The following is a 25,803-nucleotide window of genomic DNA, read 5'->3' as shown; positions in this document are numbered from 1 at the left end:
GACGGGTCATCGTGCCACCCCCAGGTGGTCGCAGAGTTCTTCCAACAGGCCGAGCGCGTCACAGCCGGTGAAGACGTGGCCGTCCACGTCGGCGGTCCCCTCGGGCCGCCCGGCGAGCAGGACCCGGGTGGCCCCCGCCTCCCGTAGCGCCCGGGCCGCCGCCGCGGCCTGCTCGGCGTAGACCGCGTCACTGGAGCACAGGCAGGCCACGGTGGTCCCGCTGTCGCGGAAGCGCGCGGCGAGCTCGTCGGCCCCGTCGACCACGCCGGCCCGGACCGGCTCGATCCCGCCCGCGGCGAACAGGTTCGCGGCGAAACCGGCGCGGGCGGTGTGCGCGGCGAGCGGGCCCAGCGTCGCCAGGAACACCCGGGGACGCTCCCCGGTGCGGGCGAGGTGGGCGTCGGAGCGGGCGCGCAGCGTCTCGTAGTCCTCGGCGTAGCGCCGTTGCGGCAGCGCGCCGGGCCCCGTGGGCCGCGCGGGGGCGGGCCGGCGCTCCAGTACGGGTTCGGCCAGGTCGGGGAACTCGCTGACACCGGTGAGCGGGTCGCGGCGGTGGGCGAGGTTGGCGCGGCGCTGCCGCCACACCTCCTCGATCCGCTCGGCGAGCACGCCGTCCGCGAGCGCGCGGACCATGCCGCCGGCGCCCTCCAGCTCCTGGAAGAAGGCCCACCCCCGCGCGTACAGGTCGGCGGTGAGCCGTTCGACGTAGAACGAGCCGCCCGCGGGGTCGGTGACCCGGGCCAGGTGAGCCTCCTCGACCAGCAGCGACTGGGTGTTACGGGCGATCCGCCGGGCCAGGGGGTCGGGCAGGCCCAGCGCGGAGTCGAAGGGGCGGACCGTGATCGCGTCGGCGCCGGCGACCCCCGCGGAGAAGCAGGCCAGGGTCGTGCGGAGCACGTTGACGTAGGGGGCGCGCCGGGTCATCATCGCGGCCGAGGTGACCACGTGCTGGCGCATCGTCCGTTGGGCCGGGGCCAGGCCGCAGACCTCGGTGACCCGGTTCCACATGGCGCGGGCGGCGCGCAGCTTCGCGATGGTCAGGAACTGGTCGGCGGTGGCGGCGAAGCGGAACTCCAGCCGCGCCGCGGCCTCGGCGAGGTCCATCCCGGCTCCGGTGAGGGCCCGCAGGTAGGCGACTCCGGACGCCATGGCCGCGCCGAGCTCCTGGGCCTCGGAGCCGCCGGCCTCGTGATAGGGGGTGGCGTCGACGGTGACGAGCAGCAGGGAGGGGTGGTCGGCCGCCTTCTCGACCGCGAACCGGGCGGCCGTGTCGAGGTCGGCGGGTTCGCCCGAGCGGGCGGCGACGGTGATGGGGTCGATGCCGAGGTTGCCGGTGACGGCCGTGGCGGGGACGCCGTCGTCGGCGTGCGCGGCCAGGAGGGCGTCGGCGGCGGTGACGTAGTCGGCGCCGGCGTCCAGGGTGACGGGGGCGACGCCGAGCAGGACGTCGGTGAGCACCTCCCCGATGTCGTCGACCGCGACACCCCCTTCGCCGGTGACGAGCCACAGCGAGGACACGCCGTTTTCGAGGTCGGCCAGGATCGCGCGGCGCGTCACCCCGGGATCGGGGTCGGCATGGGCCTGCCGGACGTCCCAGCCGTCGGTGACGGCCCCCTGCGGCCGGCGTCCACGGGTGAAGGGGGCAAGCCCGGGATAGCCGGAGTCGAGCCCGTCCTCCTCGGTGTAGAGCGGGCGGAGGACCACCCCGTCATAGGTGGTGGTGGCCAGCAGGTCCTCGGGTGCGCCGGGGGAGGTGTCGGGGTCGAGCCCGCTACGCCGCAGGACCCCGGCCACGAGCTCACGCCAACGGTCGCGTGTGGCCGGCGGGAACTCCGCGCCGGAGGTGGTTCCGTCCTGCGACGCGTTCGCGTTCTTCTCGGGCACCCTCATGACGGTGATAGTAGAGAACCGGATTCGGTCCGTGCAGCCTCAGGGTATGTGAAGTGTGACCCGTGACGCACCGTGGTGTGTGCGGAGGGAGAGGTTGGCGATGGCCCTCATGGGAAAACGGTGGGTCTAGAAAAGGGGGAAACATCGGCGCAGAAAGGGAATCCTGGTAAAATCCGCCAGGGTCCTCATCCCCTGATCCCGGAGTGGACATCCCCCGGGAACCCTCCCCATCGCGGGTCCCACGCGCATTCATCCTTCCCCGAACTTCTGGAAAGCTGGCAATGCGTATTTCGACCACCCTTCGCGCCCTGGCCGTGGCCGGTCTGGGCTTCGCCGGCCTGACCCTGGCCGCGGTCCCGGCCGCGGCGGCCCCCGCCGAGCCCGAGCCCGCCACCGTCACCTACGACGTCACCAACGCGGCCACCGGCAGCACGATCGCCGGCTCCGCCACCTGGGACGACGCCTCCATGATCCACAAGGGCACCGTCGAGGTGCCCGCCGGCGGCGCCTACGTCGACATCCTCAGGTACAACCACGCCGCCGACAAGAGCGTCATCGACATGGAGCAGGTCTCCGCCGGCGCCGTCAGCGGCACCACCTTCGAATTCGGTCCCCTGGAGTTCGCCAAGCCCACCGGCGAGGGACAGTTCACCACCGCGCGGATCATCGTCTCGGCCGCCGACTACTCCCCGCTCGTCGTCATCGACTGCAACCAGAGCAAGTGCGCCCAGGTGCAGTAGTGGTCCCCGTCCGCGCCGGCCTCCCGGCGCGGACGCCCCTTCGGGAAGGAGCCGCATCGACATGACCGTCTACATCCCGATCGACGACCTCGAAGAACTGAAATCCCACCTCACCCGGATCCACGAGGCGTTCACCGAGGCCGACGACAAGGAGCCCGCCGGGGGGTTCGACAACATCGGGCCCGGCGTCTTCCAGAACGCGGCCGACCACTTCCACTCCGAGTGGGACGACGGACGCTACCAGCTCGCCCGCAACATCAAGGGGGTCAAGGAGGGGATCACCACGATCCTCGACTCCTTCGAACAGCTGGAGGACGACCTGGGCGCCCAGCTGGAGACCGAGGAGAAGTAGCGACCATCCGGGCCCGCGCGCGGGCCGGTGGGGAGGAGAGGACGGCGTGTACCGCTTCGAGGAGGAGGACGCGGGCGGCGACAACCCGATCGTGCCGGTCGGGTTCGAACTGCGCGTGCCCGAGGGGTGGACCGAGTTCGACCTCACCGGCGAGACGCTCGCCGAACGCCGCGCCGAGCTGACCCGTCAGCTCGCCGGACGACCCGAGGCGTTGGAAGCGGTCGACGATCTGTTCGCCCAGTTCCGGCAGCTGTCCCGGGCGGCCACCGAGACGGGACTGGTCTTCGCGGCGGGCGCGTTCGAGAAGTACGAGGACGGCCTGTTCATGGCCAACGTCGCCGTGTTCTCCTTCAACCCGCCGCCCGGCGAGGACGTCGACCTGATCCGCATGGTCGAGGAGATCCACCCCGCCGCCGGCCAACGGGCGGAGCACACCTGGTTGAAGACGACGACGGTGCAGATCCCCGGCGCGGGCGTCTGCGGTCGTATCTTCGGCGTCGCCGAGCACGAGATGGTCCCCGGGGTGCCGACCTTCCAGGTCGTCACGCACACGGCGGTCAACGTCCCCGGCATGCGCAAGAAGCTGCTGATCAGCTGCGCCAGCCCCAACATCGACCAGGTCGATCCGCTCCTGGACCTGTTCGACGCGATCACCGGGACCATCGTCTTCTGGGAGGACGTCTGATCCGACGCCCGCCCCGCGCGACGAGGCGGGCGGCGTCCAGGGCCGCCCTCCGGCACCCGCCGGCGGGCGGCCCGAGCCGTCTCTTGGGCCCGGCGCGCCCGTGGCCGTGGCGGAGACGAAGCGGCGGAAACAAAAAGGGGCCGCCCGGGGGCGACCTGTTCGCAGGACACCCCGGGCGGCCCCGGAGCCGGTCGTCCTAGGGGATGGGCACCTTCACCTGGACCAGCTGGCCGTCGGCCAGGTGCAGGTAGGCGGTTCCCAGCGTGATCCGGCTGCTGGCCACCCCCTTCGGCAGGCGCAGTCCCAGGATCTCGCCGTCGGAGGAGGACTGCGGCGACAGCAGCGCGCCCATGCGGTTGCGCTTGAGGTGGACGTGCCAGCCCGAGAAGCCGCCCTGCAACGCCTCCGTCGTGCCCGCCGCGATGACCCCCCAGCCCTCGCCGACCAGCCCTCGCGCGATCCGCGAGAACTCCTTGCCCAGGTCGCTGTTGAGCAGCAGCTCCGCGTCGTCGATCACGATGACGCCGGTGTCGGCCGTCAGCCTGCCGATCGACTCGCGGAAGTCGCTCAACAGCGGGTTGGCGCTGTCCAGGACCGCGGGCACGCCCGGGTGGCCCTTCAGCTCCAACAGCGGGGAGGAACGGGGCGTCACCAGCATCAGCTGGCTGCCGCCCGCGATGAGCGAACGCGCCATGTTCAGCAACAGGCTGGAACGCCCCGACCGGGGCGGCCCGCCGATGAGGAAGGTCGGTGTGCGCGCGAGGTCGGCGCCGTAGGCGGTCAGCTCGTTGCCGCCCACGCCGACCAGGGCCCACAGCGGGCCGCGCGCGTCGCTCCGGTAGGCGTCGGCCTGCTCGTAGGTCAACTGGTCGGGGAGCACGTCCACGCGGAACGGACGCTGCGCGGGGGAGTCGCTGATCCGCCGTTTCACGAACGCCCCGATCCGGCTCAGCTCGGCGGCCTGCGCCGCGCCGGCGGGATCACGGGCCAGCATCGCCAGCTGCACCTCCGCGGCGTCGGAGGAACGGAAGGCGCGGCCGTCGGGGATGTTCTCCGGCAGCTTGCGGGAGGTCAACCCCACCTGGCTGTAGTCGTTGCGGTCGTTGAACCGCAGGATCAGCCGCTCCTCCGTCGTGGTGGCGTAGCGGGTGCGCGCCAGGGTGCGGTCACCGGCCAGGAACAGGTGGACGCCGACGGCGGCGCCGTCCCGCAGCAGCGTCACCAGGTCCTCGATCAGCGCACCGTGGTTGTACTCCTGGAAGACCTGCTCGAACGCCTCCACCCGGTCGAGGAACACCACGATGTGCGCGGGCCGTTCCTGTTCCGGCAGCGTCGCGCGCAGCTCGTTGATGTCGGCACAGCCGTGGGCGGCCAGCAACCGCTGCCGCCTCTCCAGCTCCTGGCCGAGCAGCCCCATCAACCGGATGACCCGGTCCTCCTGCGTCCGCGCCACGACCGCGCCGCAGTGCGGAAGCTCCGTCAACGGCAGCAGCGCGCCGTTGCCGCAGTCGATGCCGTACATGTGGAGGTCGGTCACGTCGTGGCCGAGCGCCAGCGCACCGGCGATCGTGCGCAGCGCCTGCGAGCGGCCGGTGCGGCCCGATCCGATCACGTGCAGGTGACCGGTCGAGGACAGGTCGATGGTGTAGGCCCGCTGGGCCTGGACCTCGGGCTGGTCGATCAGCCCGATCGGGACGGCCTGCACCGCCCCGGGGCGGGGCGCCGAGATGGGGGAGCCGCGCAGCATCTCGCCGAGCGTGAGCGCGGTCGGCAGCGCCGGCAGCCACGGGCTGGGCTGACGCTGCACCTGCACCCGCTCGCCCGCCTCCTGGATCGCCGACACCAGGACCGTCAGGTCGGTGACCTCCACGTCACCGCTCTCCGTGGACTCGGCGCGGCGCCGCATCGGCGCGGGGGCGGCGAAGTCGTTCCAGCGCAGCGGACGGGGCTCGGGCGCGCTGGCCGTCGTCGACATGACGACGCGCCGGCCGCCGACCCGGCCCGACTGGAACGGCAGCAGGGAGGCGTGTCCGAGCCGGGCGTAGGCGCGGCCCGGCGTGTCGATCCCGATCTGCGCAGCCTCCACCGCGTCGATGACGTCGCGGCTCTCGGCAGGGTCGGTCATGCGCAGCGCGATCCGCAGGTTGGTGTTGGCGCGGATGTCGTTGGTGACCACGCCCCCCGGCCGCTGCGTCGCCAGGACCAGGTGAATGCCGAGGGAGCGGCCCCGCTGGGCGATGTTGACCAGACCCTTGATGAAGTCGGGCAGCTCCCGCGCCATCGAGGCGAACTCGTCGATCACCAGCAGCAGCCGGGGCATCGCCGGCAACTGGGGGTCCCGGTCGAGCAGCTCGATGTAGTCCTCGATGTCCTTGGCCCCGGCCTTGGCGAGGATGTGCTCACGCCGCCGCAGCTCCGCGCCCAACGAGGTCAGCGCCCGACCGACCAGGTGGGTGTCGAGGTCGGTGACCATGCCGACGGTGTGCGGGAGTTTCACGCAGTCCTTGAACGCGCTGCCGCCCTTGTAGTCGACCAGCACGAACGACATCGCCTCGGGGCGGTTCACCGCGGCCAGCGACGCCACGAGTGTTTGAAGCAGCTCCGACTTACCCGAACCGGTGGTTCCGGCGATCAGCGCGTGCGGCCCGTCGCGGCGGATGTCGACGGAGAACGGGCCGTCCACCCCCACGCCGAGCGTGGCGACCGTGCTGCGGCCGCCGGCCGCCCAGTGCGCCGCGATGACCTCGGCGTCCGGGGGTTCCAGGCCCATGACGTCGAGCAGCCGGGCGCTGCGCGGCAGGGTGCCGTCCTCCTCGCTCGTCCCACTGTCCCGGATGGGGGCGAGCGCGCGGCCGACCCGTTCGGCCCAGCTCGCGGGGGGCGCGTCGACGCGGACCTGCTCCACGCTGTCGTACTTGGTCCGGCTGAGCCGCAGCCCCTCCGACGACACCGACACGACCGCCTGGCACTCCTCCGGCAGCAGCCGCTCCTCGGTGTCCAGGCACAGCACGTACACGCCCGCGGCCGGCCCCTCGCGCAGCAGCTGCACGACACCGGGCAGCGAGCGCATGCGGCGCGCGCCGTCCAGGACGACCACGATCTCGCTGCCGGGGTCGGCGCCCGCGGCGGCGGGGCCGCTGCGGGCGTCCACGATCGCCAACAGCTCCGCGATGCGCCGGGCGCAGGTCTCGGCGTCGACACCGATCCGGCTCAACGGGCCGCCCGTGGTCCGCCCCCGCAGGTGCGGCAGCCAGCGCGTCCACGCCCACTGGGGCTCGTCGCGTCCCAGGGACAGGATGTACAGCTCCAGTTCGGTGGGGCTGTGCAGTACCGCGAGCTGGCCGACCAGCCACCGGTTCAGCGCGTCCACCCGCTCGCCGCGCCCGGCCACGCCGACCACCCCGTTGTCGCGCAGCGACACGGTGACCGGGACGTCGCGCAGCCGCCAGGTGACCTCCTTGCGGTGGTCGTCCTTGGTCGGGTCGGTCAGGACCACCTTCGACGGGATCTCGCCCGTGCCCACCCGCAGCAGCGTGAAGTCCTCGTCGGTGCGGCGCCGCTCCCACAGCCGGGCCCGCGGTCCGGTCGCCAGGAGCAGGGCCGCCGCGGGGTCGGGGCAGGCGTCGCGACGCGCCCGCTGTTCGGCGTGCAGCGCCTCGGTGGCGTCGGCGGTGATCCGCTCGACCTTCTCCTCGTACTCCTTGACGTCCTTCTCGTAGCGCATCTTGCTGGTCCGGCGTTGCAGCATCTGCATGACAATGACCGACACCGGGGCCAGCAGACCGATGAGCAGGTAGTGCGGGCGCTGGAGGACCAGCGCGCTGCCCACCGCCATGAGGAGCGGCAGCAGGACCATCACCGCGAGCTGGACCAGGGGACGGTCCGGCGGTTCGGGCGGCGTGGGCAGGCGGAAGTTGGTCCGCGTGGGGGCGGGGTGCAGGCGCGGCGGCCGGTTGTAGTCCAGTCCGGTGCCGTCCGAGGAGGCCAGCACCGAGGCGTCGGCGCGCTGGGTCGGGTGCGCCTCCAGCAGGCTGTCGCCCATGACCAGCTGCCGTCCCGGCAGCCACGCCGTCCCGGGCTCGATCGGGTCGGTCTCCAACGTGACGGCGTCGCCGTCCACCGACAGCACGGTCACCGTGCCGTCGGCGTGGACGCGCACGCGCACCGACATCCCGGCGGAGTCCACCGGCACGCGCGCGGCGAGGGCGTCGCCGATCGTGTAGTCGCCCGGGTCGAGCCGGTGCACCAGCCCGCAGGACGGGCCGGAGACGACGCGGACCTCGGCGACGGCCGCCGGCTCCTCCGCGGACGGCCCCGGAAGCCCGACGCTGACGACGGCCCCGTCGTAGAGGCCGGCCTCGGTGAGCGACTTGTGACCGGCGATCTGGCGCTGGCCGACGTAGAGGCGCGGCGCCCAGTTGTCCTGGTGCGGCGGGAGCCCCAGGACGGGCGCGATCGAGCTCGCCAGTTGGTTGACCGAGGAGCTCGCCTCAGCTTCGACGAGGAGATCGACCTGTGGACCGGGCGACGGCGTGCCGCCGCCGGCCGCGCCCACGGGAGCTGTTGCGGTGAGGATGAGACGCACGGCCTGATCTTCTTCCGGTTGGGGAAACGACCCGGACCGCCCCGGTGCTCCGGGACGGCCCGTCAGGTGGGGCGGGTCGGCGTCAGCCGCGCAGGCCCTCGCCCAGCTTGGTGTCGGTCTCGTCGAAGGAGTCGCCGACCTGCTTGACGTACTTGCTGATGCCCTCCAGGCCGTCGTTGACGTCCTTGAATCCCTGGTGGAACTGCTCGAAGAACGGCTTGAAGTCCTTCTCGGCGCCGGGCGTCTTGTAGCCGTCCTCCAGGAGACCGTCGACCTTCGACTTGATCGTCTCCAGCCTCTCCTGGAAGTCGTTGAAGTCGGCGAGCAGGGACGAGGAGGTCTCCGAGGTCTTGTCGGAGTCGACGGAGTAAACCGGCATGTCACACCCTTAGGAGTTCGAGGCCGCCACGGTGGGGCCGTGGCGCACCGACCGCTGGGAACCGGCGCTCCCGGCCGTCCTGACGACGACGCGGATGGAGCGCACACTGGTTAATACGGATGCGGACGCGACGGGGTTCAGACTTTTCCGTTTTGGGGCCCGTGGCGGCGGAAGTCCGGTCCTCGGGCGGTTCGGGGCGGGATCCGCGCGGGAGCGCGAGGAGCGGCGGCCGGAGCCGTGGGGGCGGTCGGATCCGGCGGCGCTCCCCGACGAGGCGGTCGGCGGCCCGGTCCCTCGCCCTCCGGGCCGGGGAGCCGTGTGCTCTGCGCACTCGCTTCGCCTGGCCGGGAGGGGCCGTGACGGTGGCGCCCCCTAGCCATCGGTCCTCGGCGGATCCAGCCGGATCCGCTTCGGGAACCCTAGGGGGCGGGGCGCCGATGCGGCGGCGGGTGGCATGCCCGCGGCGATGAGCGCGGCGATCAGCTCGTCGGCGTGGGAGGTGCGGACGACCAGGTTGCTTCCCAGCCCGGCCGCGATCTCCAGCGCCGGACCGGTGGTGGCGCCGGCGAAGACCCGCCGGCCGCCGAAGGTGGCCTTGGTCCAGTTCAGGTGGCCACGGCCCACGTAGCGGATGGTCGCGACGGGGATCTTCTTCTCCTGGTTTATGCCACCGTGCAGGCGGAGAACCCCCTTCTCGATTGTGATCCCGACGAAGCAGTTGGCGTAGAGGATTCCTCCCAGAACGAGGGGAGGAAGGAGCATGAGGAAGTAGAGGCCGATCGAACCGTCGCCCCAGCGATAGGCGACCCACTGCGATGCCACGATCATCGCGCAGACGGCGATACCGCTCAGGACAAGGCCGATCCGGGCATTCCACTCCTTACGGGAGTACCTGGGAGCGGTGGTGGTCCTGGAAGAACCAGGTGGGGGAGAGGGGGAGGCGGTCACCGGTTCCGGCTGGACCGCGGGAGCGGGGGCAGGACACGGGAGGGGATCGACCGCGCCGAGGAGAGGGTCGGCCTCGGCGCGCAGGGCCGTGATCCGGTCGCGGTGCTCCAGGATGCGGACCCGCAGGCCGAAGGCCTGGTCGGTCGCCGTCCTGTACTCGTACTGCATCGACCACAGGGCGGCCCACAGCTCCTCGGCCTCTTCGAGAGCGGTTGCGGCGATCGTGCGGAGCCGTTCCGCCTCGGCCTGGCGCTCCTGGGGAAGTCCGGTGCCGAGCGCGGCGGCCAGGCGGTCGTCCAGCTCCGCCGCCGCCTCCCGCAGCCGTTCGATCTCGCCACGGGTGTGCGCCTTCACCTCGCTGGTGTTGGCGAACTTCTTGCGTTCGCCGCCGCGTCCCCGGTAGAGGGAGGATTGCAGGAGGAACAGGACGGCCGACATGAGCCCCACCAGCAGTGCCGCCTGGGCCCAGACCGGAACGGCGTCGAACAGGCCGTTCATGGCCGCGCTCCGGGGGCTGCGCCACCGCGCCGGGATGGGAGAAGCGTTCTCACCTCTGTGCCGCCTCCTGTTCGAGCTTCTCGGCCTCTTCCTTGGCCTTGTCCTCGGTCTCCTTCGTGGGACCGCCGAGCCAGTCCTCCCAGTGGCCCACGGTGTTGACCTTGGCGACCTCGGCGACGAACTTCCAGCTCCCGTCCGCCCAGCTGTTCTCGCCCAACCCGGGGGTGTTCATCCAGCGGCCCTGACCACTGCCCTTGATCAGTCCGTACATCCAGCCGGTGAAGGCCTCAAGGGGGCTCTTGCCGCCGGCGAGGTCGGAGGCCCAGGAGGTGAAGGCGTTGGCGGAGTCGTTCTTCAGCTCGTCCACGGCGGTGGTCCGCATGTCCTGGCGCACCTGCGGGGTCATGGTCCCGTCGGGGCGGAACTGGCCGCCCGACAGGTAGATCTCCCGCAGGTTGCTGTCGGTGTGCAGCATCCCGCTGGGCCGGAGCCGGACGGGTTCGGTGTTGTAGTGCCAGATCCGGGTGTCGGCGCTGGTCACCTGGCCGCGCTGGTCGATGCCCACGGCCCAGCTGTCGACACGGTTTCCGTCCGCGTCCACCGTGCGCACCCGGGACTCGGCCGCGCCGAACTCGTCGATCCGGGTGGTGCTGTGCTGCCCGGCCTGTCCCGCGGGGGGACGGTGGTCCACGGCGACCTGGCCGTTGGTGAACTGGCGGACGGTCGTCGTGGGACGGTCCCCGGAGGGGGCGCTGGTCGTGGTGGCCGTGCCGCTCTCGCTGATCCGCACGGTCTCGTGTGAACCCGCCGTGGTGACCTCGGTCCGGCCGCGGGGGTCGATGGTGACGGTGGTCCGGGGGTCCCCGCCGCCGACCGTGACCGTGCCGTCCTGGGCGTGGGTGATCGCCGGCCCCCCGTCGGCGGGGGTGTGGGTGGCGCCGCGCGGCACGACCTGGCCGTCGGCGGCCGTGACGATCCCGTCGGGATCGCGGGAGAGCAGGGGGCCGCCCGATCCGTCGGTGACCCTGACGGTTCCGCCTTCGCCGGGGCCACGGCCCTCCCACAGCACGCGCGGTCCGTCGCCCGACGCCGGCGCGACCGTGGTCTGCTGGCCGTCGGCCGAGCGGTGCACGGTGACGTCGCGGCCCTCCATCGTGGAGGAGCCGTCGGGGTTGTGGCGCGTGGTGGGGGCGTCCGGCGCGGGGCGGACCTCCACGCCCGGTGTGGAGGTGGGGGAGGCTCCGGAACCGTCGGACCCGGTCTGGCGGATCGTGAGGTCGCCGTGGGAGACGCCGCTCGTGCCGGTCTCGGGGTTACGTTCCATGAGCGGTCCCGGGGTGGGGTGCTCGCCGCGGTGCGGCGTCCGCGTCTCCACGGTGTAGGTGCCGTCCGGCTGCCGGGTGAGGCTGGGCGCGGTGGACCCGGAGCCGGCGTCGGGGCCCTGACCGAGCGGGCCGGTGGTGTCGTAGGTGGTCGTCGTCCCGTCGCGGGAGACCGTGACCAGCGGATCGGCGCCACCGGACGTGGTGGGCGCGTGCGTGACGGTCGTCTCGGGCTGGAAGGGACGGTCGGTGCGCACGGAGGTGCCGGTGCCGTCGGCGTGCACGTGGCTGTTGCCGTTGCCGCGCGCGTCGAACCCGTCGGCGCGGGCCTCCACGGTGCCGTTCGGGGTCTCGACGCGCACGCTGCCGTCGGAGGCGATGACGGGCTGGCCGTCGGCGCCCTCGTTGACGTGCACCCGCTGGACGCCGTCGCTCCCGGTCTCGACGTGGTGGGCCTGGCCGTCGGGGGACAGGACGCTGCTCCCGTCCGGCCGCACCTGCACCTGTGGGCGGTCGGGCCCGCCGTCGACGACGGCGCCGTCGCCGGGGCGGCCGGTGACGTTGAGGCCCCGGTCGGAGACGGTGACCTCGCCGTCGGGCGACTGCGTCGCCTGGGTGGTCCCGTTCCGGTCGAACACGACGTCGCCGTCGCGCGGCGCGGTGACGCCCGCGCCGGACCCGGTGGTGGCGCCGACGGTCCCGTCCCGGGTCGCCTCCACCCGCCAGGAGGACCCGGCCGAGGGCGTCCCGTTGCCGACGGCGCCGTCGCCGTCCAGGGCGATCCGGCCGCCGGGGTGGGTGACGGTGACGTCGCCGGAGCCGACGTCGGTGTGCCATGCGCCGGAGGAGATGGTGGTGTCGCCGGCCCCCGAGGAGTGCGCCGTCTGCCCGTCGGGGGTCCGCCCGGTCACGCCGCCCGGCCCGGACTCGGTGGCGTAGCCGCCGCTCTCGGCGCGGACCCCGCCGTCGGCGGTGTGGGTGATCGTGAGCGCGTCGCCGTTGCCGTCCCGCGGGCCGCGTACCTGCACGTCACCGGGGGCGGTACCGCCGCGCGGCACCGTCACCGTCCAGCCGTCCGACGTGGTGACGCCGGTCCCGTCCGGGCCGAGCACGACCCGGGTGCCGTCGGAGGCGGTGTGCATCGGGGCGCCGGTCGCCGGGTCGGGCACCGGCCACGGCGGGGTCGCGTCCGGCGCGACGGACGGGGAGACGGCGACGACCTGCCCGCTGGAGTCGAACGTCCACTCCGTTCCGTCGGTCTCGCGGACGGTGAGCGTGCCGTCGTCGCGGACCGCGAAGCCGGGGTGGGAGACGGTTCCGTCGGGGCGCGCGGTCGTGTCGCCGAACGTGATGTCGCCCGAGGGGGAACGGGAGCCGGAGGAGCCGTAGGTGGCGGAGCCGTCGCCGTTCCAGCTCGCCGAGGCCCCTCCCGACGAGGCGTGGCCGGCGCCGTCGCCCGACTGGGTGATCCGGACGGTGTCGGCGCTGTTGCCGACGAGCAGGTCGCCGGACCCGTTGGCGGTGACCACCGAGTCGCCGGAGCGGACGTCGACGGTCCCGTGGACCGGGTCGTGGCTGATCGACTCGGGCCCGCCGGAACCGCCGGGGTGGATCTGTGTGGGGGCGCCGCGGTCGGCCGGGACGTCCACGGTCGTGCCGTCGGGGCCCTCCAACCGGGTGCCGGTCTCGGTCCGGGTCGCGGTCGCCGGACCGGTGTCGGTGGTGACGCTGACCTGCTGCGCGCCGCTGTCGTAGGAGGGGCCGGCCGTGCCGTCGGAGGAGGTGACGGTCGTCGTGTGGCCGCCGTCGGGGGTGGTGGTCGTGGTGACGGTGGAGTCGGGGGTGGTCACCGTGAGGGAGTCGGGCGTGGTGCGCACGTCCAGCGGCGGGGTTCCGGTGTCCCCGTCCGGGCGGACCTGGACGGTGCCGTTGCCCGGGAAGTCGACCTGGAGGTTCGTGCCGCCGCCGGAGTCGCCGTGACTGTAGTGGGCGGTCGGCGTCTCGCCGGCGGGGGTGGTGGAGCGGTCGAAGGAGAAGGAGCCGAAGTCGCCGGAGGAGGTGACGCCCCCGTCGATCGCGGTGGTGGTGGCCGTGGGCGGGGTCGTCGTCCCCTGGTCGGGGAGGGTGGTGGTCACCGACGTGGACGGGGCGGCGGAGTCGGGGGAGTGGACGACCGTGGGGCCGTCGTTCCCGATCGTGACCCGCGTGTCCGTCAGGTTCCCGGTGGAGTCGTAGGTGGACACCGTGGACAGGTCGTCGGGGGTGGTGGTGCTCACCTGCGGGTCGCCGGAACCGCCGCTGTCGGGCGTCGTCACCGAGGTCTGCGTGCCGTCACCGGAGGTGATGGTGCCGCTGCCGTTGGCGAACTCGCTGGTGAGGCCGTCGTAGTTGCCCGCGTTGGGCGAGTCGGTGGACATGTGCGGCGACAGGTCGTTGACGCCGAAGGCGGAGGGGATCGTGTCCCCACCGGTCAACGAGAAGCCGCCGGAGAGGGAGAAGTTGACGTGCTCCCGGTACACCGCCGCCCCGGCGCCGGGCGTGGTGGTCAGCAGCGTCTCCAGCGCGAGCTGGCCGAAGTCCTTGTTCTGCCCGGTCAGCGCGTTGACGGCCATGTTGGCGGCCAAGCCGACGCCGAAGTCCTGCGCTCCCTGGATGCCCAGGTGCGTCACCGTGCTGGTGAGCGGGCTGCGCCAGGTCCCCGCCCGGACCGAGGAGTACCAGGCGCGCGAGCTGCCCAGCGAGCGGGCGACCGCGGTGCCGCCGGCGGCGGTGCGCACGGAGGCCGCGGCGCTGCGGATGCCCGCCCCGATGGTCCCGCTGCGGGTGAGCGCGGTGCTGGTGACGCTGGTGATCCCGCGCCCGGCCAGGCTCATCCCCCGGGCCAGCGCGAAGCCGGGGACCATCGACAGCAGGCCCAGGCCGAGCGTCAGCACGGTCTCCCAGTTCCAGCCGAACTTGCCGGACTCGATCAGCGAGGTGACGTCGAGCGCGAGCAGGAATCCGCCGAGGGCGACCGCCAGGATCACCCAGGCGCCGGGAAGCAGGATCATCAGCACGCCGGCGGTGATCGCGAGCGCGACCTTCACCCAGGGGTTGTCCTCGAACCAGTCGACGACCTTCTCCCAGGGGTTGCGCTCCTCGATCCCGGCGTCGGCCGCGTCCTCGAGGTTCCCGGCGATCTCCCTGACCGCTTCCTGGAACGTGGAGATCGCGTTCTCGGCGTTGGTCCGGTAGACGTCGAGCTGGGACTTGGCGTCCTCGTCCTCGGGGTCGGCCTTCCAGGCGTCGTAGTGGGGGGCGCCGTTGGTGATCGCCGTCTTGACGGCGTCCTGGACGGTTTCGAGCGCCGTGTAGTAGTCGCCGTAGGCGTCCCGGGCCTGCTCGTAGGAGGTGTAGGTCTTCTCCAGCATGCCCGGCAGCTCGCGCATGAGCTCCTTGAGGGCGTCCATGGCCTCGCCCTTGCCGGACTCCAGGTCGCCCCCGGACTTGCTCAGCTCGTAGGCGTCGTAGGCCGCCTGGTAGAGGCTGTCGTAGTAGTTCTTCAGCGCCGTGACGCGCTCGAGGTCCCACGGTGTGGGGTCGGAGGCCCGATCGATGACTTCCCAGCGAAGATCCCGGCCCAACACGACCCCCGTGACACTCGGACTGACGACACTCCACTTACCAGTACGGTCCTGGAGGGCGTTCGGTTCAGTCGGATATTTCTTTTTCGGTCCGAGAGTGAACCCGGGGAGGTCCGCGTCCGTACTCCCCTGTGTGGGCGGGTGCGCCGGCGGTTCCACGACCGCGTGATGAGGCCCCGCCCGGCACGTTCGTCGGACGGGTACCGCCATGGCCAGGAGAGGGGATGCTCGTGTGCGCTGAGCGCCTGCGGAGAGGCGGCGTGCTGCTCGCGCTGGGGGGCGTCGTGGCGCTCGCGACGCCGGGGGCCGCGCTCGCCGCGCCGGTCGACCCGTCCGCCACCTCCTTGGACGCCGCGATCGCGCAGTGCCCGACGGTGAAGTACTACACCGTCCCCGACGGCTCGGTGGGACTGTTCCAGGTCGCCGCCGAGCAGCTGGACGAGTCCCTGCGCGCCCAGGAGATCTACGAGCTCAACGAGGGGCGGCAGCAGCCCGACGGCGGCGCGCTGGGGGCCGAGCGCACCCTCGCGGCGGGCTGGAAGCTGATCCTGCCCGACGACGCCTCGGGTCCCGGTGTCACCGAGGGCACCGATCCGCTGTGCGTCGCCGAGGCCGAACGCGAGGCGGCGGCCGCGGCCGCGGCGGCGGCGCAGTCCCCCTCTCCCTCCCCGTCGGTGTCGCCCTCTCCCAGCGCCTCGCCGAGCGCCCAGCCCTCTCCGTCGGTGTCGGCCTCCCCCGCGGCGGCCCAGGCCGACGACGAGGGGAGCGGGCTGGACCCGAAGCTGCTCGCCGCCGGCGCGGGCGTGCTGGTCCTGCTCACCGTCCTCGCGCTGTGGTGGCGTCCGATCTTCCGCACCCTGTGGTGGCCGTTCAAGAAGCTCGGGTCGCTCAACTGGCCCCGCCCCCGGCTCCCGGAGTTCCTGCGGGTGCGCATCGCCCGCAAGCGCCGGGCCGAGGTCACCGACCTCATGCTCCAGGACAAGGGGGCGCGGGTGCGTGCCGGGACGGCCGTCATCGAGGTGCAGAGCGCGCCGGCCGCGGTCCCGGCGCGCCCCCTCGCCGTGCTGGCCGGACGGGGGGATGACCTGCGGCTCGTCGTCCCCGCCGACTGCACGCCGCCCGCGGGGGCGTGGCGGGCCGGAACGGGCGAGGAGGCGACCCTCTGGCAGCGGGCGGCGGGGCGTTCGTCGTCGGCGGTGTCCTTTGCGACGGCCTCGCAGGTGATCGTCCGCCCCGCCCAGGCGATGCTCGTCGCGCTGGGGATGGAGGAGGACCGGCAGGTCTTCGTGGACTTCTCCCGGGCGAGCGGCCCGGTCGCGATCGCCGGGCACCGCGCCACCGCGGCGGAGGCGGTCACCGTGATCGCCCAGGGGCTGCGCGGCATCGGGTGCACGGTCACCTGGGCCACGCCGGACCGGCCGTTGGACCGTCTGCTGCCCGAGCGGCCGGAGGTGTCCGAGGGGGTGCGGCGGGTGACCTCGAACGCGATGTGGGGCCCGGACGCGCCGTCGGAACTGCGCGAGGTGATCGCCGTCGCCCGGCCGCTGACGCCGGCCGAGCGTGACGCCCTCGCCGACGCGCCGCCGGGGACCCTGGTGGTGGTGACGGGGGAGTCGGTCTACGCGCACTGGCAGTGGCGGGTCGACGAGACCGGCGTGCTCGACACGGGAGCGATCGGTCCGCGTCCCCTGCTGCGGCTCCCCGACCCCCAGTGACCCGGCGTGCTTCTCAGGAGCCGGCGGAGCCGATCCCCAGCGTCCGGCGCAGCATGCGCAGCCCATAGTGCAGGCGCGACTTGACCGTGCCGACCGGGATGCCGAGGATGCGCGCGGTGGTCTCCGTCGCGTAGTCCCTCAGGTAGACGTACTCGATCACGGTGCGGTGCTGCATCGACAGGGTCGCCAGCGCCTGGTGCACCGCCATCGTCTGGACGAGCGACGTCGTGGGGTCCCTGGTCGGGATCTCCTCCAGCGGGGCGTCGGCGACCTCCTGCGGCCGGGCCCGGCGGGAGCGGTCGGCGTCGATGACCAGGCGCCGGGCGACGGTGTAGAGCCAGGGCCTGATCTCCTGGGCGTCGCCGCGCAGGCCGTCCAGGCCGCGCCAGGCCTTGAGCAGGGTCTCTTGGGCGATGTCCTCGGCCGCGTGGCGGTTGCCGCCGTTGACCCGGACGACGAACTTCAGCAGCGCGTCGTAGTGCGCGTCGAACAGCTCTCGGAACCGGAAGTACTCGTCATCGGTGCTCGGGCGGACGTCGACCGCCCGGCGTTCGGCCGAACGGTCGCTGGAATCGGGGCAAGGGCCTTTTTCGGCGTTGTGCATGGGGTCTTCCCGGAGGCGGGCGGAGAGCGGCGCCTGGGCGTGGACAGGGCCGATGGCGCTCGTACCGGTACGAAGTTATCCGGCTACATCGTCCGTTTTATCCGCGCGGCTGTCCTCCGGGGATGAAGTGCCCCGGCTTTTCACCAAGTCGTAATGTCACTTAAAGTGACAAAACAAGGTTGAAGTGGCCTTATGTCGCTTCAGTGCATCCCGGTGCTCTCTCCCCGCCCCGGCGTCGGGCTCGGGCCGGAACCGGCCACGGGAGGGAAGACGAACCGCTGTCCGTCCTGCACCACGAGCGCGTACCCGTCGTCGGTGACGGCCTCCACGTAACCGGTGAGCCCGCCGCCGGAGATCTCCTTGTCCGCCGCGCCCAGGACGACCTGGGAGTCTTCTGCGGCGCCCCGCGCGTCCCCGTAGACGTGCCCGCCCAGCGCGAACGCCGGCGAGATCGACCGCTCGGTCTCGTCGTCGAAGGTCCACCGGATCCTGCCCGAGACCAGGTCCACCGCGATCATCGGCGTCGCCCCGCTGCCCTGGGGCAGCAGGAGCGTGTGCGTCACCGTGTCGTGGACGGTCCCCGGGACGAACGCGGGGCCGAAGTCCCCATCGGCCGGGTTCGCGCCCGGTTCCGTCAGCGACCACACGATCTCGCCGGAGTGCACGTCGTGCAGGGACAGGACCGAGGGATCCTCGTCGCTGCCCCAGCGCACCAGCACGGTCGTGCGCGGGGGCGGCTCCTCGCCCTCGGTGGGCGTCGCCTCCGCCTCGGAGGCGCTGCCGGGCGCAGAGGCGTCCCCCTCGGGGAGGGGGAGGTCGTAGAAGCCGACGAACTCGGGGAGGGGGCGGGGGAAGGCGCTGGCGCCGGCGATCTGCGGGTCGGTTCCCGAGGCCCGCCACAGGAGGGCGCCGCCGTCGTCGAGGTCGCGCGCCTGCACCTGCCCCGTCCCGTCGTCCAGGAACACCACGTTCCCGTGGGCGGCCACCGGGACGCCGGTGTCCTCGGCGTCGGCCTCCTCCGGTTCCTCCTCGGTCGACGAGCCGGGTGTTTCCTCCGGATCCGCCGGCGGCTCGAACACGAACTCCCACACCGTCGACCCGTCCAGGTCGAGGAGCGAGAACCGGCCGTGGGGGTCGTCGCTGCTCCAGCCCTCGGGACGGCGCACCACCCAGCCGTTCAGATAGCTCTCGCGCGGGTCCGATCCGCTCCACACCCGGGCGCCGGAGTCGTCCACCACCCCCGTCACCGTCCGCCCGTCCCGTCGCGCGCTGACCTCGAAGACGTCATCGCCCTCGCGGTCGGTCGTGAAGCGCTCCACGCGCTGCTCGCCCTCCCACAGCGCCGTGCCGTCAAGGGCGTCTTGGAGGACGTGGTGCTCCTCGCTGTTGGAGCTGATCAGGAAGGACCCGCCGACCCCCTGGAAGCGGACCCCCATGGGGTCGTCCAGGATGTCGGGGCCGTCGGAGCCGGGGCCGTGCAGGACGCGGACGGGGCTGGGGCCAAGGCCGGGCGGCGCCGCGCCCGTGTAGCTCGTGGGCACGGCGCTGGGTGAGCCCGCCGGCTCCGGTGGCGGCTCGTCCGTGCAGGCCACCGCGGTGAACAGCAGCACGAGGCCGGTGACCGGCGCCAGGGGGGTCCGCCGCCAAGTGCGCATGGACCGGCTCTCCCTCGGACGACTACGTGTAGGGAGATCCTAAAACGGGTGGCGGCCCGTGAACACGCCTCCTTACCGGATCGTCACCGGACGTGGTGGATGGGGGCGCCGGAACGGGGCGGGTGGGCGGAGAGGAAGTCCTCCAGTTCCCGCCGGTGGGGGGAGGTCGCCGGTCCCCGCCGGGTCACCGCGATCGCGGCGGCGGCGTTGGCCCGCAGCGCCGCCTCCACCGGGGACAGGCCATCGTGCAGGCCGGCCAGGAACACGCCGACGTGGGCGTCCCCCGCGCCGATGGTGTCGACGGCCTCGACCGGGAAGGAGGGCACCCGCACCGGCGGGCCGCCGGCCCGGCCCACCACGCACCCCCGGGCCGCGTCGCGCACCACGACCGTCCCCTCCGCCCGGATCCGCCCGGCCAGCGCCTCGGCCGCGGCCTCAGGGGTCTGCGCCCCGGTCACCTGCCCGGCCTCGCGGGCGTTGAGGCTGAGCACGTCGGTGCGGCGCAGGACACGCTCCAGCAGGTCGGGGGCGATCGACGCCACGACCGGCGCCGGGTCCACGACCAGGCGGACCCCGGGGTCGAGTCCGCCGATCCAGTGGTCCAGCTCGGCCACGTGGGGGCCGGCCATCAGCCCGTAGCCGACCACGTAGACGTGGTCGCCCGGCGCCGGTGAGATCCGGGCCAGCGCCTGGGCGTCGAGCACCATCTCGGCGCCCAGGCGGGTGACGAAGGTCCGTTCGCCCCGCGCGTCCACCAGGGCCACGCACAAACCGGTGTCCTGACCGGGGACCGGGGGGTGCAGGATCCCGATTCCCTCCGCGGCCAGCGCCGCGCGCACCAGGTCGCCGCGGTCCCCGGTCCCGTGGGCGCCGGCGTAGAGCACCGGCATCCCGGCCCGCGCCGCGGCCGACATCACGTTGAACCCGCCGCCCGGCGTCGTCACGGCCGAGGTGGCGAAGGCGTCGCCACCCGGTGGCGGGAGCTCCGGCACCGTCATGACCAGATCGGCGATCACCGCGCCGCAGTGCACGAGTCGTCCCATGTCACCTCCCTGTCCTCCCGATCATCCCGCCTTCGAGGCGCCGCCCGGGACAGGCGGGGGGCGGAGGCTAGGCTCGGGCCATGTCCATCACCGATCTGGAACTGCGCACCCTCGAGGGCGAGCCGACCTCGCTGCCCAGCGGACGGTTGCTGCTGATCGTCAACGTCGCCTCCAAGTGCGGGCTCACCCCGCAGTACGAGGGGCTCGAACGGCTCCACGAACGCTACGCCGACCGGGGCTTCTCCGTGGTGGGGGTCCCCTGCGACCAGTTCATGGGGCAGGAGCCCGGCAGCCCCGAGGAGATCCGGGAGTTCTGCTCGCTCACCTACGGCGTCACCTTCCCGATGCTGGAGAAGAGCGAGGTCAACGGCCCGGGCCGGATCCCCCTGTACGACGTCTTGACCGCGACCCCCGACGCCGAGGGGCAGGCCGGGGACGTACAGTGGAACTTCGAGAAGTTCCTCGTCGCGCCGGACGGGAGGGTGCTCGCCCGGTTCCGGCCGGGAACCGAACCCGAGGATCCGGCCGTCGTCGGCGCGATCGAGGCCAACCTGCCCTCCTGAACGGCGTGTTCCCGCGGGGCCGCTCAGTCCGCGCGGGAGCGGGGTCAGGGCTCGACCTCGACCACGGTCGTGCCCTGCACCTCGCACAGGGCCTCTCCGGCCGACGTCTCCGCCAGCCACGCCTCGAACTCCGCGAGTTCGGTTTCGGGGAGCGCCACGTCGATCTGGACGTCGGTGCCGTAGTGGACGTCGAGCACCGTGTGGCGCGACGCGCGCAGCTCGCTCTCCAGCCGGCCGGCCCGAAGATAGTCGGCGACCACCGCGACGACCAGCAGGGTGCGCCGCTCCAGCACGCCGAGGGCGTCCACCGCGGCGGAGACGGAGTTGCCGTAGGCGCGGATCAGACCGCCGGCGCCCAGTTTGATCCCGCCGAAGTAGCGGGTCACGACGGCGACGGTGTCGGTGAGCTCCCGGTGCCGCAGCACCTCCAGCATCGGCACGCCGGCGGTCCCGGAGGGTTCGCCGTCGTCGCTGGAGCGCTGGATGCGGCCGTCGGGTCCGATCACGTAGGCGGTGCAGTTGTGGTTGGCGTTCCAGTGCAGCTTGCGCCGTTCGGCGATGAACGCCCGCGCCTCGTCCTCGTCGCCCACCCGCGCCAGCGCGCAGATGAAGCGGGACTTGCGGATGTCGAGTTCGTGCTCGCCGCCGCGTCGAATCGTTCTCATGACCGTTTCGATCGTACGCGCCGCTCCACCACGGGCGGCACGGGCGCCCTGGGGCCATCGCGGTCTTCCCCGAGGTGCCAGAGGGCGTCGCCCCTCTCCGTGGCCCCGGTGGTCTCCGCCTGCGTGGCGATCTCGGTAATCGGGCATCCCGAGGCTCCGGGCCGGACCGCGACCGGGACGGGGCCGGTCATGCCCGGACGTCGCGTCGGATGACAACGGAGGAGGAGCCCCACCCGGCCCCACACACCTCCCCTCCGCCGGGCGCCCCGCGGACACTCTCCGACGGTACGGCAGTCCTGCTGCGATGGGACTCTGGGGCGTACAGCATGTTCGGAGAGTGACTGCTCTTTGGGCGTGCTCTATGTCGGTGGCTGTTTCCTTCCATTGCCGAGAACGCACTGTTGCTGCGATTCCGGCCGGTCTCGTGAAGTAGTTTCGAGCCGGCTCCTAACGGCGCACTCGTACTTCGGGACAGTCCGGACAAGTCTCGCTGCGTCTCGGATGCCGGTGCCGCTGTGAATACGTCCCCGAGATCGTTGCGTACGCGGTTGTCGAGCGGTTGAAGTAGTACGGTCGAGCTTCGCGGCCCGGTGGTCTCAATGCTTCTATGGGTGAACGAAGGATGGGCCGTTCTCCTGTCGATCAATTCTGAAAGAGGTGGCGCATTAAGAGTGCCGCGAGAAAGAGCGAGAGGGGCAAGATGAGTGAGAGAAGTCTGATGGTCTTCTTCGAGTGGATCGCTAGTGAGAGTCTGCGGATTCCTTCGAGGGGGAGCCAGAAGATCATCCCATAGAGTAGAGATGCCCAAAATCCGACGTCGGCTGTCAGGAGGTAGGTGAAGAGCGTGCCGTACGCTACTCCGACGAGAAGAGTTGCGACCGGGGGTAGTAGGTCGTTCTCGGTGCCCCTGTGGAGCAGGCCGATCAAGAAGAGAGGTAGAGACAGGGTGGCGTAGCCTGAAAGCAGGGCGATCGAATAATGGAGAACCGTGAGCTTATGGGTGTCGTCAACGCTGTTGAGTAAGGTCAAGGCGATCGTGATCGTCGAGGCGACCCCTCCCGTGGATGTGCACTGTAATGCGAAGAAAAGTGCACCACTCGGTTCTTTTCCGTCTCTCATCTTGACCCTCTTTCGTCCGCCTGGGTTTTTTCGGGATTCCGTTTCCTGTTTGAAAAGGGTGGATCCGACCGAGAAGTCCTTTTGTGTGGAGCTGGAAGGGGGTGGCTGCTTATGGGTTTCCTGACCTCGAATCCTTCAGGCGGGAGTCCCGTTCTTTTCCGAGGAAGGATGGGGGGTCAAGGTTGCGGTTCCGGGGGTCTCTGGCCTTGACTTCGCCGGGGCCTCTCGTGCATGCTCCCACGTATTTGTCTGTTTAGCCCTTGCTGTAGCTGGACCTGTTCCAACCGGGATCCGTTTACTCCTCCTCTAATTCGTCCAAGAGGCTTCACTGTCCGGTCTGGGGACAGGGCGGCAGCCTGCGACTCTCCGAACAGAAGAGTCATCTCCTCTGCTGTGTCCGAGCCGCTGAACAGGTTCCCACTCCCGGCGCCTTCGACATAGACCACATCGGTTTCGTCAATGAAGGAGAGAATCGTGAAAGGCCCAGATGGTCCCGGATGGCGTCTCACGCCGAGGCCGGCAGGCGCTACCTGGAGTTCGACGCGGCCGGAATCCACTGGCTCAAGAAGTTTTCCGACCTGCCCGGACAGGATATCTGGATCATTGGCAAGCCGCCTGATCGCGGCCTCGGGAATGATCGCCCAGATGACGGGGTCTGTGCCTCTTCCAGCTCTTCTTTTCACTGCATGCGGCTCTCTACGAGCCGGGTGACCTTGTCTTCCGAGGCAAGGACGCTGCCGGCACGGAAGGTCGCGCGAGCGTACTCCTCGGTCGGAAGAGGACAGGAATCAGGAGAGGGCGGTAGTCCCGCATGACGGTTGCCAAGGGGACGGCCTGGAAGGAATTGCCCGCATACTCCGGATAACTGGCCCGGCTCGCGCCCTCACACAGGGCCAACATGCGGCCGTTCGCCTCAAGGGCCTCATCCAGCCTGGCCGAGGTGGGTACGCAGAGCTCGTTCATAGGGGCCGATGGATGCGCCTCTCAAGTTCGAGAGCCACCCCTGTGAAAGCTTCCATCACTTCCGGAACGCGCTCGGCGAATGGATGGTGGCGCCTTCTGACACCCCGGAGAAGTGCGCGGATGAGATAGCTCGGCTTTTGGCGACGCCTGTGCTTCGGGCTACGAGGTGGACATGAAAGCCATCTCGGTTCCTGCTTCCCCGGTCCCCATCACCGGAGATGACCCGAGCACGCGGAATGGTGCCAGGAGCCAGCAGGCCCGCTCTGACATCGCACCCGTACTGAGCTTTCCACCGTTACATGAGAACGGTCCCGGCAGGTGCGCCGACACCTGTCACGGGACCTGACCCTCCAACCTGCTGTACCCAGGAAGAAGAGCTGTGCGCGACCTTAGCGCTGCGTGTCCGCGTTCGCGGTCATGCTGCCGGCGCTCATATACCCCGATGTCGCTCCCAAGGTCCTCAGACTCCTTTGAAGCGGCGGTGCGTTCGAGGTCCCTGGGGTCTCGGTCCCTCCGCCACCGTCCGAGGGTGTTGTCCGTTCGGAACCGAGGAGGCGCCGGATGCGCCCCTGCTCCCGCTCCGATGCCAGGCCCTACGTCTTCGGTTCTTCCCGATGGTGGGAGGCGCGCGCGGCGCCGGCAAGGGGGCGCCGGTGTCCGTCCTCGACGAACGTCCCTATCGGCGCTACGTCCTGGAGCCTCCGAAGAACACGGGAGACCCCGACAGGTGAGACCGGCGGGATCTTCTCCGGATGGGCGCGGTCACGGGCCGTCCGGTCCGGCGGTCCACGGTGGCGCCCATCTCGGCCGGTGCCACCGAAAGGGGGCCGGAAACGGGACGGGCGCCCGCGCGGAGGGGGTGCGCGGGCGCCCGTGGGGGGAGGTGGCCGATGGCCGGGAGGAGCCGTCAGCCGGAGACGCCGGCCCCGGTACGCCCCTCCTGCGCGGGAGCGGTGTCACCGTCGGCGGCGGTGGACGGGGCGTCCGCCGCGGGCGAGGCCGCCGGGGCGGGTGTGGCGGTGTCCGCCCCGACCGTCGCCTGCTCCGCGAACTCCCTGTCCTCGGCCGCCATCAGGGCGTCGACGTTGACGTCGCGGGGGTTGTCCAGGACGTAGGACAGCCGTTCGCGGTCGAGATCGCCGGTCCAACGGGCGATGACCAGCGAGCCCACGCCGTTGCCGATGAGGTTGGTCAGCGAGCGCGCCTCGGACATGAAGCGGTCGATGCCGACGATGAGCGCGATGCCCGCCAGCGGGATGATGTCGTCGAACGCGGCCAGCGACGCCGCCAGGGTGACCAGGCCCGCGCCGGACACGCCGGCCGCGCCCTTGCTGGACAGCAGCATGAAGGCGAGCAGGCCGAGCTGCTGCCAGACGGAGACGTCCGAACCGGTGGCCTGGGCGATGAAGATCGCGCCCATGGTCAGGTAGATCGCGGTGCCGTCGAGGTTGAAGGAGTAGCCGGTGGGGACGGTCAGGCCGACGACGGACTTCTTCGCCCCCGCGGCCTCCAGCTTCGTCATCAGCCGCGGCAGCACCGACTCGCTGGAGGAGGTTCCCAGCACGATGAGCAGCTCGTCGCGGATGTAGCGCAGGAACTTGAGCAGGCTGAACCCGGCGAGACGGCAGACCGCGCCGAGGATCACGAAGATGAAGAGCAGGCAGGTGACGTAGAAGCTGAGCATGAAGAACGCGAGGTTGCCCAGCACCTCGCCACCGTACTCGCCGATGGTGTAGGCCATGCCGCCGAAGGCGCCGATCGGGGCGGCCCACATCACGATCTTGATGACACCGAACATGATCTTGGCGCAGGTGTCCAGACCGCGGATGGCGCCCTTGCCGCGCTCGCCGATCATCGTCAGCGCGCAGGCCACGAGGATGGCGAGGACGAGCACCTGGATGAGCTGGCCGTCGACGAAGGCGGAGAAGAAGGACTCCGGCACCAGGTGGAGGACGAACCCGGTGAAGCCCTCGGAGCCGGCGTCACCGGCCTTGGCGATGGTCTCGGCGGCGTCGGCCTCGTCGAAGGACAGGTTGAGGCCCACGCCCGGGCGGAACAGGTTGATGGTGATCAGGCCGATGCCCAGCGCCACCACGGTCATGGCGATGAAGTAGGTCAGGGTCCGCAGCGCCAGACCACCCGCCTTGGCGAGGTCGCCCAGGTTGGCGATACCGACGACGACGGTGCAGAAGATCGTCGGCGCGATGACGACCTTGACCAGCTTGACGAACAGATCGGCCAGCCACTTCAGCCCTGCCGCCTGTTCCGGGAAGGCCAGGCCCATCGCGATGCCCAGGGCGATCGCGACCACGACCCAGAAGTAGAGCTGCTGGTACAGGCGCTTGCGGCCGGCCGGCCGCGTGTCCTTGGCGGTGTCCGGAGCGGTCGCGGAACCGCCGTCTCCGGTCGCGGAGGCTCGTCCGAAGGCGGGCACTCTGGTCCTCCTTTGTTACT

The 25,803-nt window shown here is 71.5% G+C and carries 17 protein-coding genes; 5 read left to right on the top strand and 12 right to left on the bottom strand.

The genetic code is table 11. The features are described 5' to 3' along the window. Positions 1-6: 6 nt before the first annotated feature. Positions 7-1,890, bottom strand: a complete 1,884-nt coding sequence (locus B5D66_RS06340) for a methylmalonyl-CoA mutase family protein (protein ID WP_078760698.1) — start codon at positions 1,888-1,890, stop codon at positions 7-9. 281 nt (positions 1,891-2,171) lie between these two features. On the opposite strand from B5D66_RS06340, the gene B5D66_RS06335 reads away from it, so the two are divergent. The 3 genes from B5D66_RS06335 (at position 2,172) to B5D66_RS06325 (ending at position 3,667) form a co-directional block, all read left to right on the top strand. Next, entirely contained in the window at positions 2,172-2,630 is a 459-nt protein-coding gene (locus B5D66_RS06335; protein WP_078760697.1) for a hypothetical protein, read from the top strand. A 61-nt stretch (positions 2,631-2,691) separates the two neighbouring features. After that, positions 2,692-2,982, top strand: coding sequence for a hypothetical protein (locus tag B5D66_RS06330; RefSeq protein WP_078760696.1), 291 nt, complete (start codon positions 2,692-2,694; stop codon positions 2,980-2,982). A gap of 46 nt (positions 2,983-3,028) precedes the next feature. After that, complete coding sequence (locus tag B5D66_RS06325) at positions 3,029-3,667, top strand: hypothetical protein (RefSeq protein ID WP_078760695.1); 639 nt, start codon at positions 3,029-3,031, stop codon at positions 3,665-3,667. Between the two features lie 196 nt (positions 3,668-3,863). On the opposite strand, the gene B5D66_RS06320 is transcribed toward B5D66_RS06325, so the two are convergent. The 4 genes from B5D66_RS06320 to B5D66_RS06305 form a co-directional block, all read right to left on the bottom strand. Beyond that, positions 3,864-8,252, bottom strand: coding sequence for an FtsK/SpoIIIE domain-containing protein (locus B5D66_RS06320; protein WP_078760694.1), 4,389 nt, complete (start codon positions 8,250-8,252; stop codon positions 3,864-3,866). A gap of 82 nt (positions 8,253-8,334) precedes the next feature. After that, positions 8,335-8,631, bottom strand: coding sequence for a WXG100 family type VII secretion target (locus B5D66_RS06315; RefSeq protein ID WP_078760693.1), 297 nt, complete (start codon positions 8,629-8,631; stop codon positions 8,335-8,337). A 372-nt stretch (positions 8,632-9,003) separates the two neighbouring features. Then, positions 9,004-10,077, bottom strand: a complete 1,074-nt coding sequence (locus tag B5D66_RS06310) for a hypothetical protein (protein ID WP_078760692.1) — start codon at positions 10,075-10,077, stop codon at positions 9,004-9,006. Positions 10,078-10,126: 49 nt separating this feature from the next. Continuing rightward, complete coding sequence (locus B5D66_RS06305; protein WP_144389994.1) at positions 10,127-15,022, bottom strand: hypothetical protein; 4,896 nt, start codon at positions 15,020-15,022, stop codon at positions 10,127-10,129. A 224-nt stretch (positions 15,023-15,246) separates the two neighbouring features. Here B5D66_RS06305 and B5D66_RS06300 point away from each other — a divergent pair, with 224 nt between their 5' ends. Further along, positions 15,247-16,737 carry a hypothetical protein gene (locus B5D66_RS06300; protein ID WP_078760690.1) on the top strand — a complete coding sequence of 497 codons (1,491 nt, stop codon included), beginning with the start codon at positions 15,247-15,249 and terminating at the stop codon, positions 16,735-16,737. A 13-nt stretch (positions 16,738-16,750) separates the two neighbouring features. Here B5D66_RS06300 and B5D66_RS06295 read toward each other — a convergent pair whose 3' ends face one another. From B5D66_RS06295 to B5D66_RS06280, 3 genes are all read right to left on the bottom strand, one after another. Then, on the bottom strand, positions 16,751-17,341 hold the full coding sequence (locus B5D66_RS06295; protein ID WP_078760689.1) for a sigma-70 family RNA polymerase sigma factor: 591 nt from the start codon (positions 17,339-17,341) through the stop codon (positions 16,751-16,753). Positions 17,342-17,541: 200 nt separating this feature from the next. After that, entirely contained in the window at positions 17,542-18,996 is a 1,455-nt protein-coding gene (locus tag B5D66_RS06290) for a hypothetical protein (protein ID WP_144389993.1), read from the bottom strand. Between the two features lie 83 nt (positions 18,997-19,079). Continuing rightward, the gene (locus B5D66_RS06280) at positions 19,080-20,039 is read right to left on the bottom strand and encodes a PfkB family carbohydrate kinase (RefSeq protein WP_078760686.1); all 960 of its coding nucleotides are present in this window, start codon (positions 20,037-20,039) and stop codon (positions 19,080-19,082) included. Between the two features lie 80 nt (positions 20,040-20,119). Here B5D66_RS06280 and B5D66_RS06275 point away from each other — a divergent pair, with 80 nt between their 5' ends. Then, entirely contained in the window at positions 20,120-20,602 is a 483-nt protein-coding gene (locus B5D66_RS06275) for a glutathione peroxidase (RefSeq protein ID WP_078760685.1), read from the top strand. A 44-nt stretch (positions 20,603-20,646) separates the two neighbouring features. On the opposite strand, the gene B5D66_RS06270 is transcribed toward B5D66_RS06275, so the two are convergent. From B5D66_RS06270 to dctA, 4 genes are all read right to left on the bottom strand, one after another. Further along, a complete protein-coding gene (locus tag B5D66_RS06270) occupies positions 20,647-21,267 on the bottom strand; it encodes a YigZ family protein (protein WP_078760684.1) in 621 nt (206 codons plus the stop codon). 642 nt (positions 21,268-21,909) lie between these two features. After that, entirely contained in the window at positions 21,910-22,386 is a 477-nt protein-coding gene (locus B5D66_RS06265) for a hypothetical protein (protein WP_144389992.1), read from the bottom strand. Positions 22,387-22,562: 176 nt separating this feature from the next. Further along, a complete protein-coding gene (locus tag B5D66_RS26535; protein ID WP_394330035.1) occupies positions 22,563-23,069 on the bottom strand; it encodes a DUF5753 domain-containing protein in 507 nt (168 codons plus the stop codon). 1,187 nt (positions 23,070-24,256) lie between these two features. After that, complete coding sequence (dctA, locus tag B5D66_RS06260) at positions 24,257-25,783, bottom strand: C4-dicarboxylate transporter DctA (protein ID WP_078760682.1); 1,527 nt, start codon at positions 25,781-25,783, stop codon at positions 24,257-24,259. Between the last annotated feature and the right edge of the window lie 20 nt (positions 25,784-25,803).

This window comes from Marinactinospora thermotolerans DSM 45154 (assembly GCF_900167435.1).
Lineage (GTDB): Bacteria > Actinomycetota > Actinomycetes > Streptosporangiales > Streptosporangiaceae > Marinactinospora > Marinactinospora thermotolerans.
This window is presented reverse-complemented; position numbering and strand designations above follow the sequence as displayed.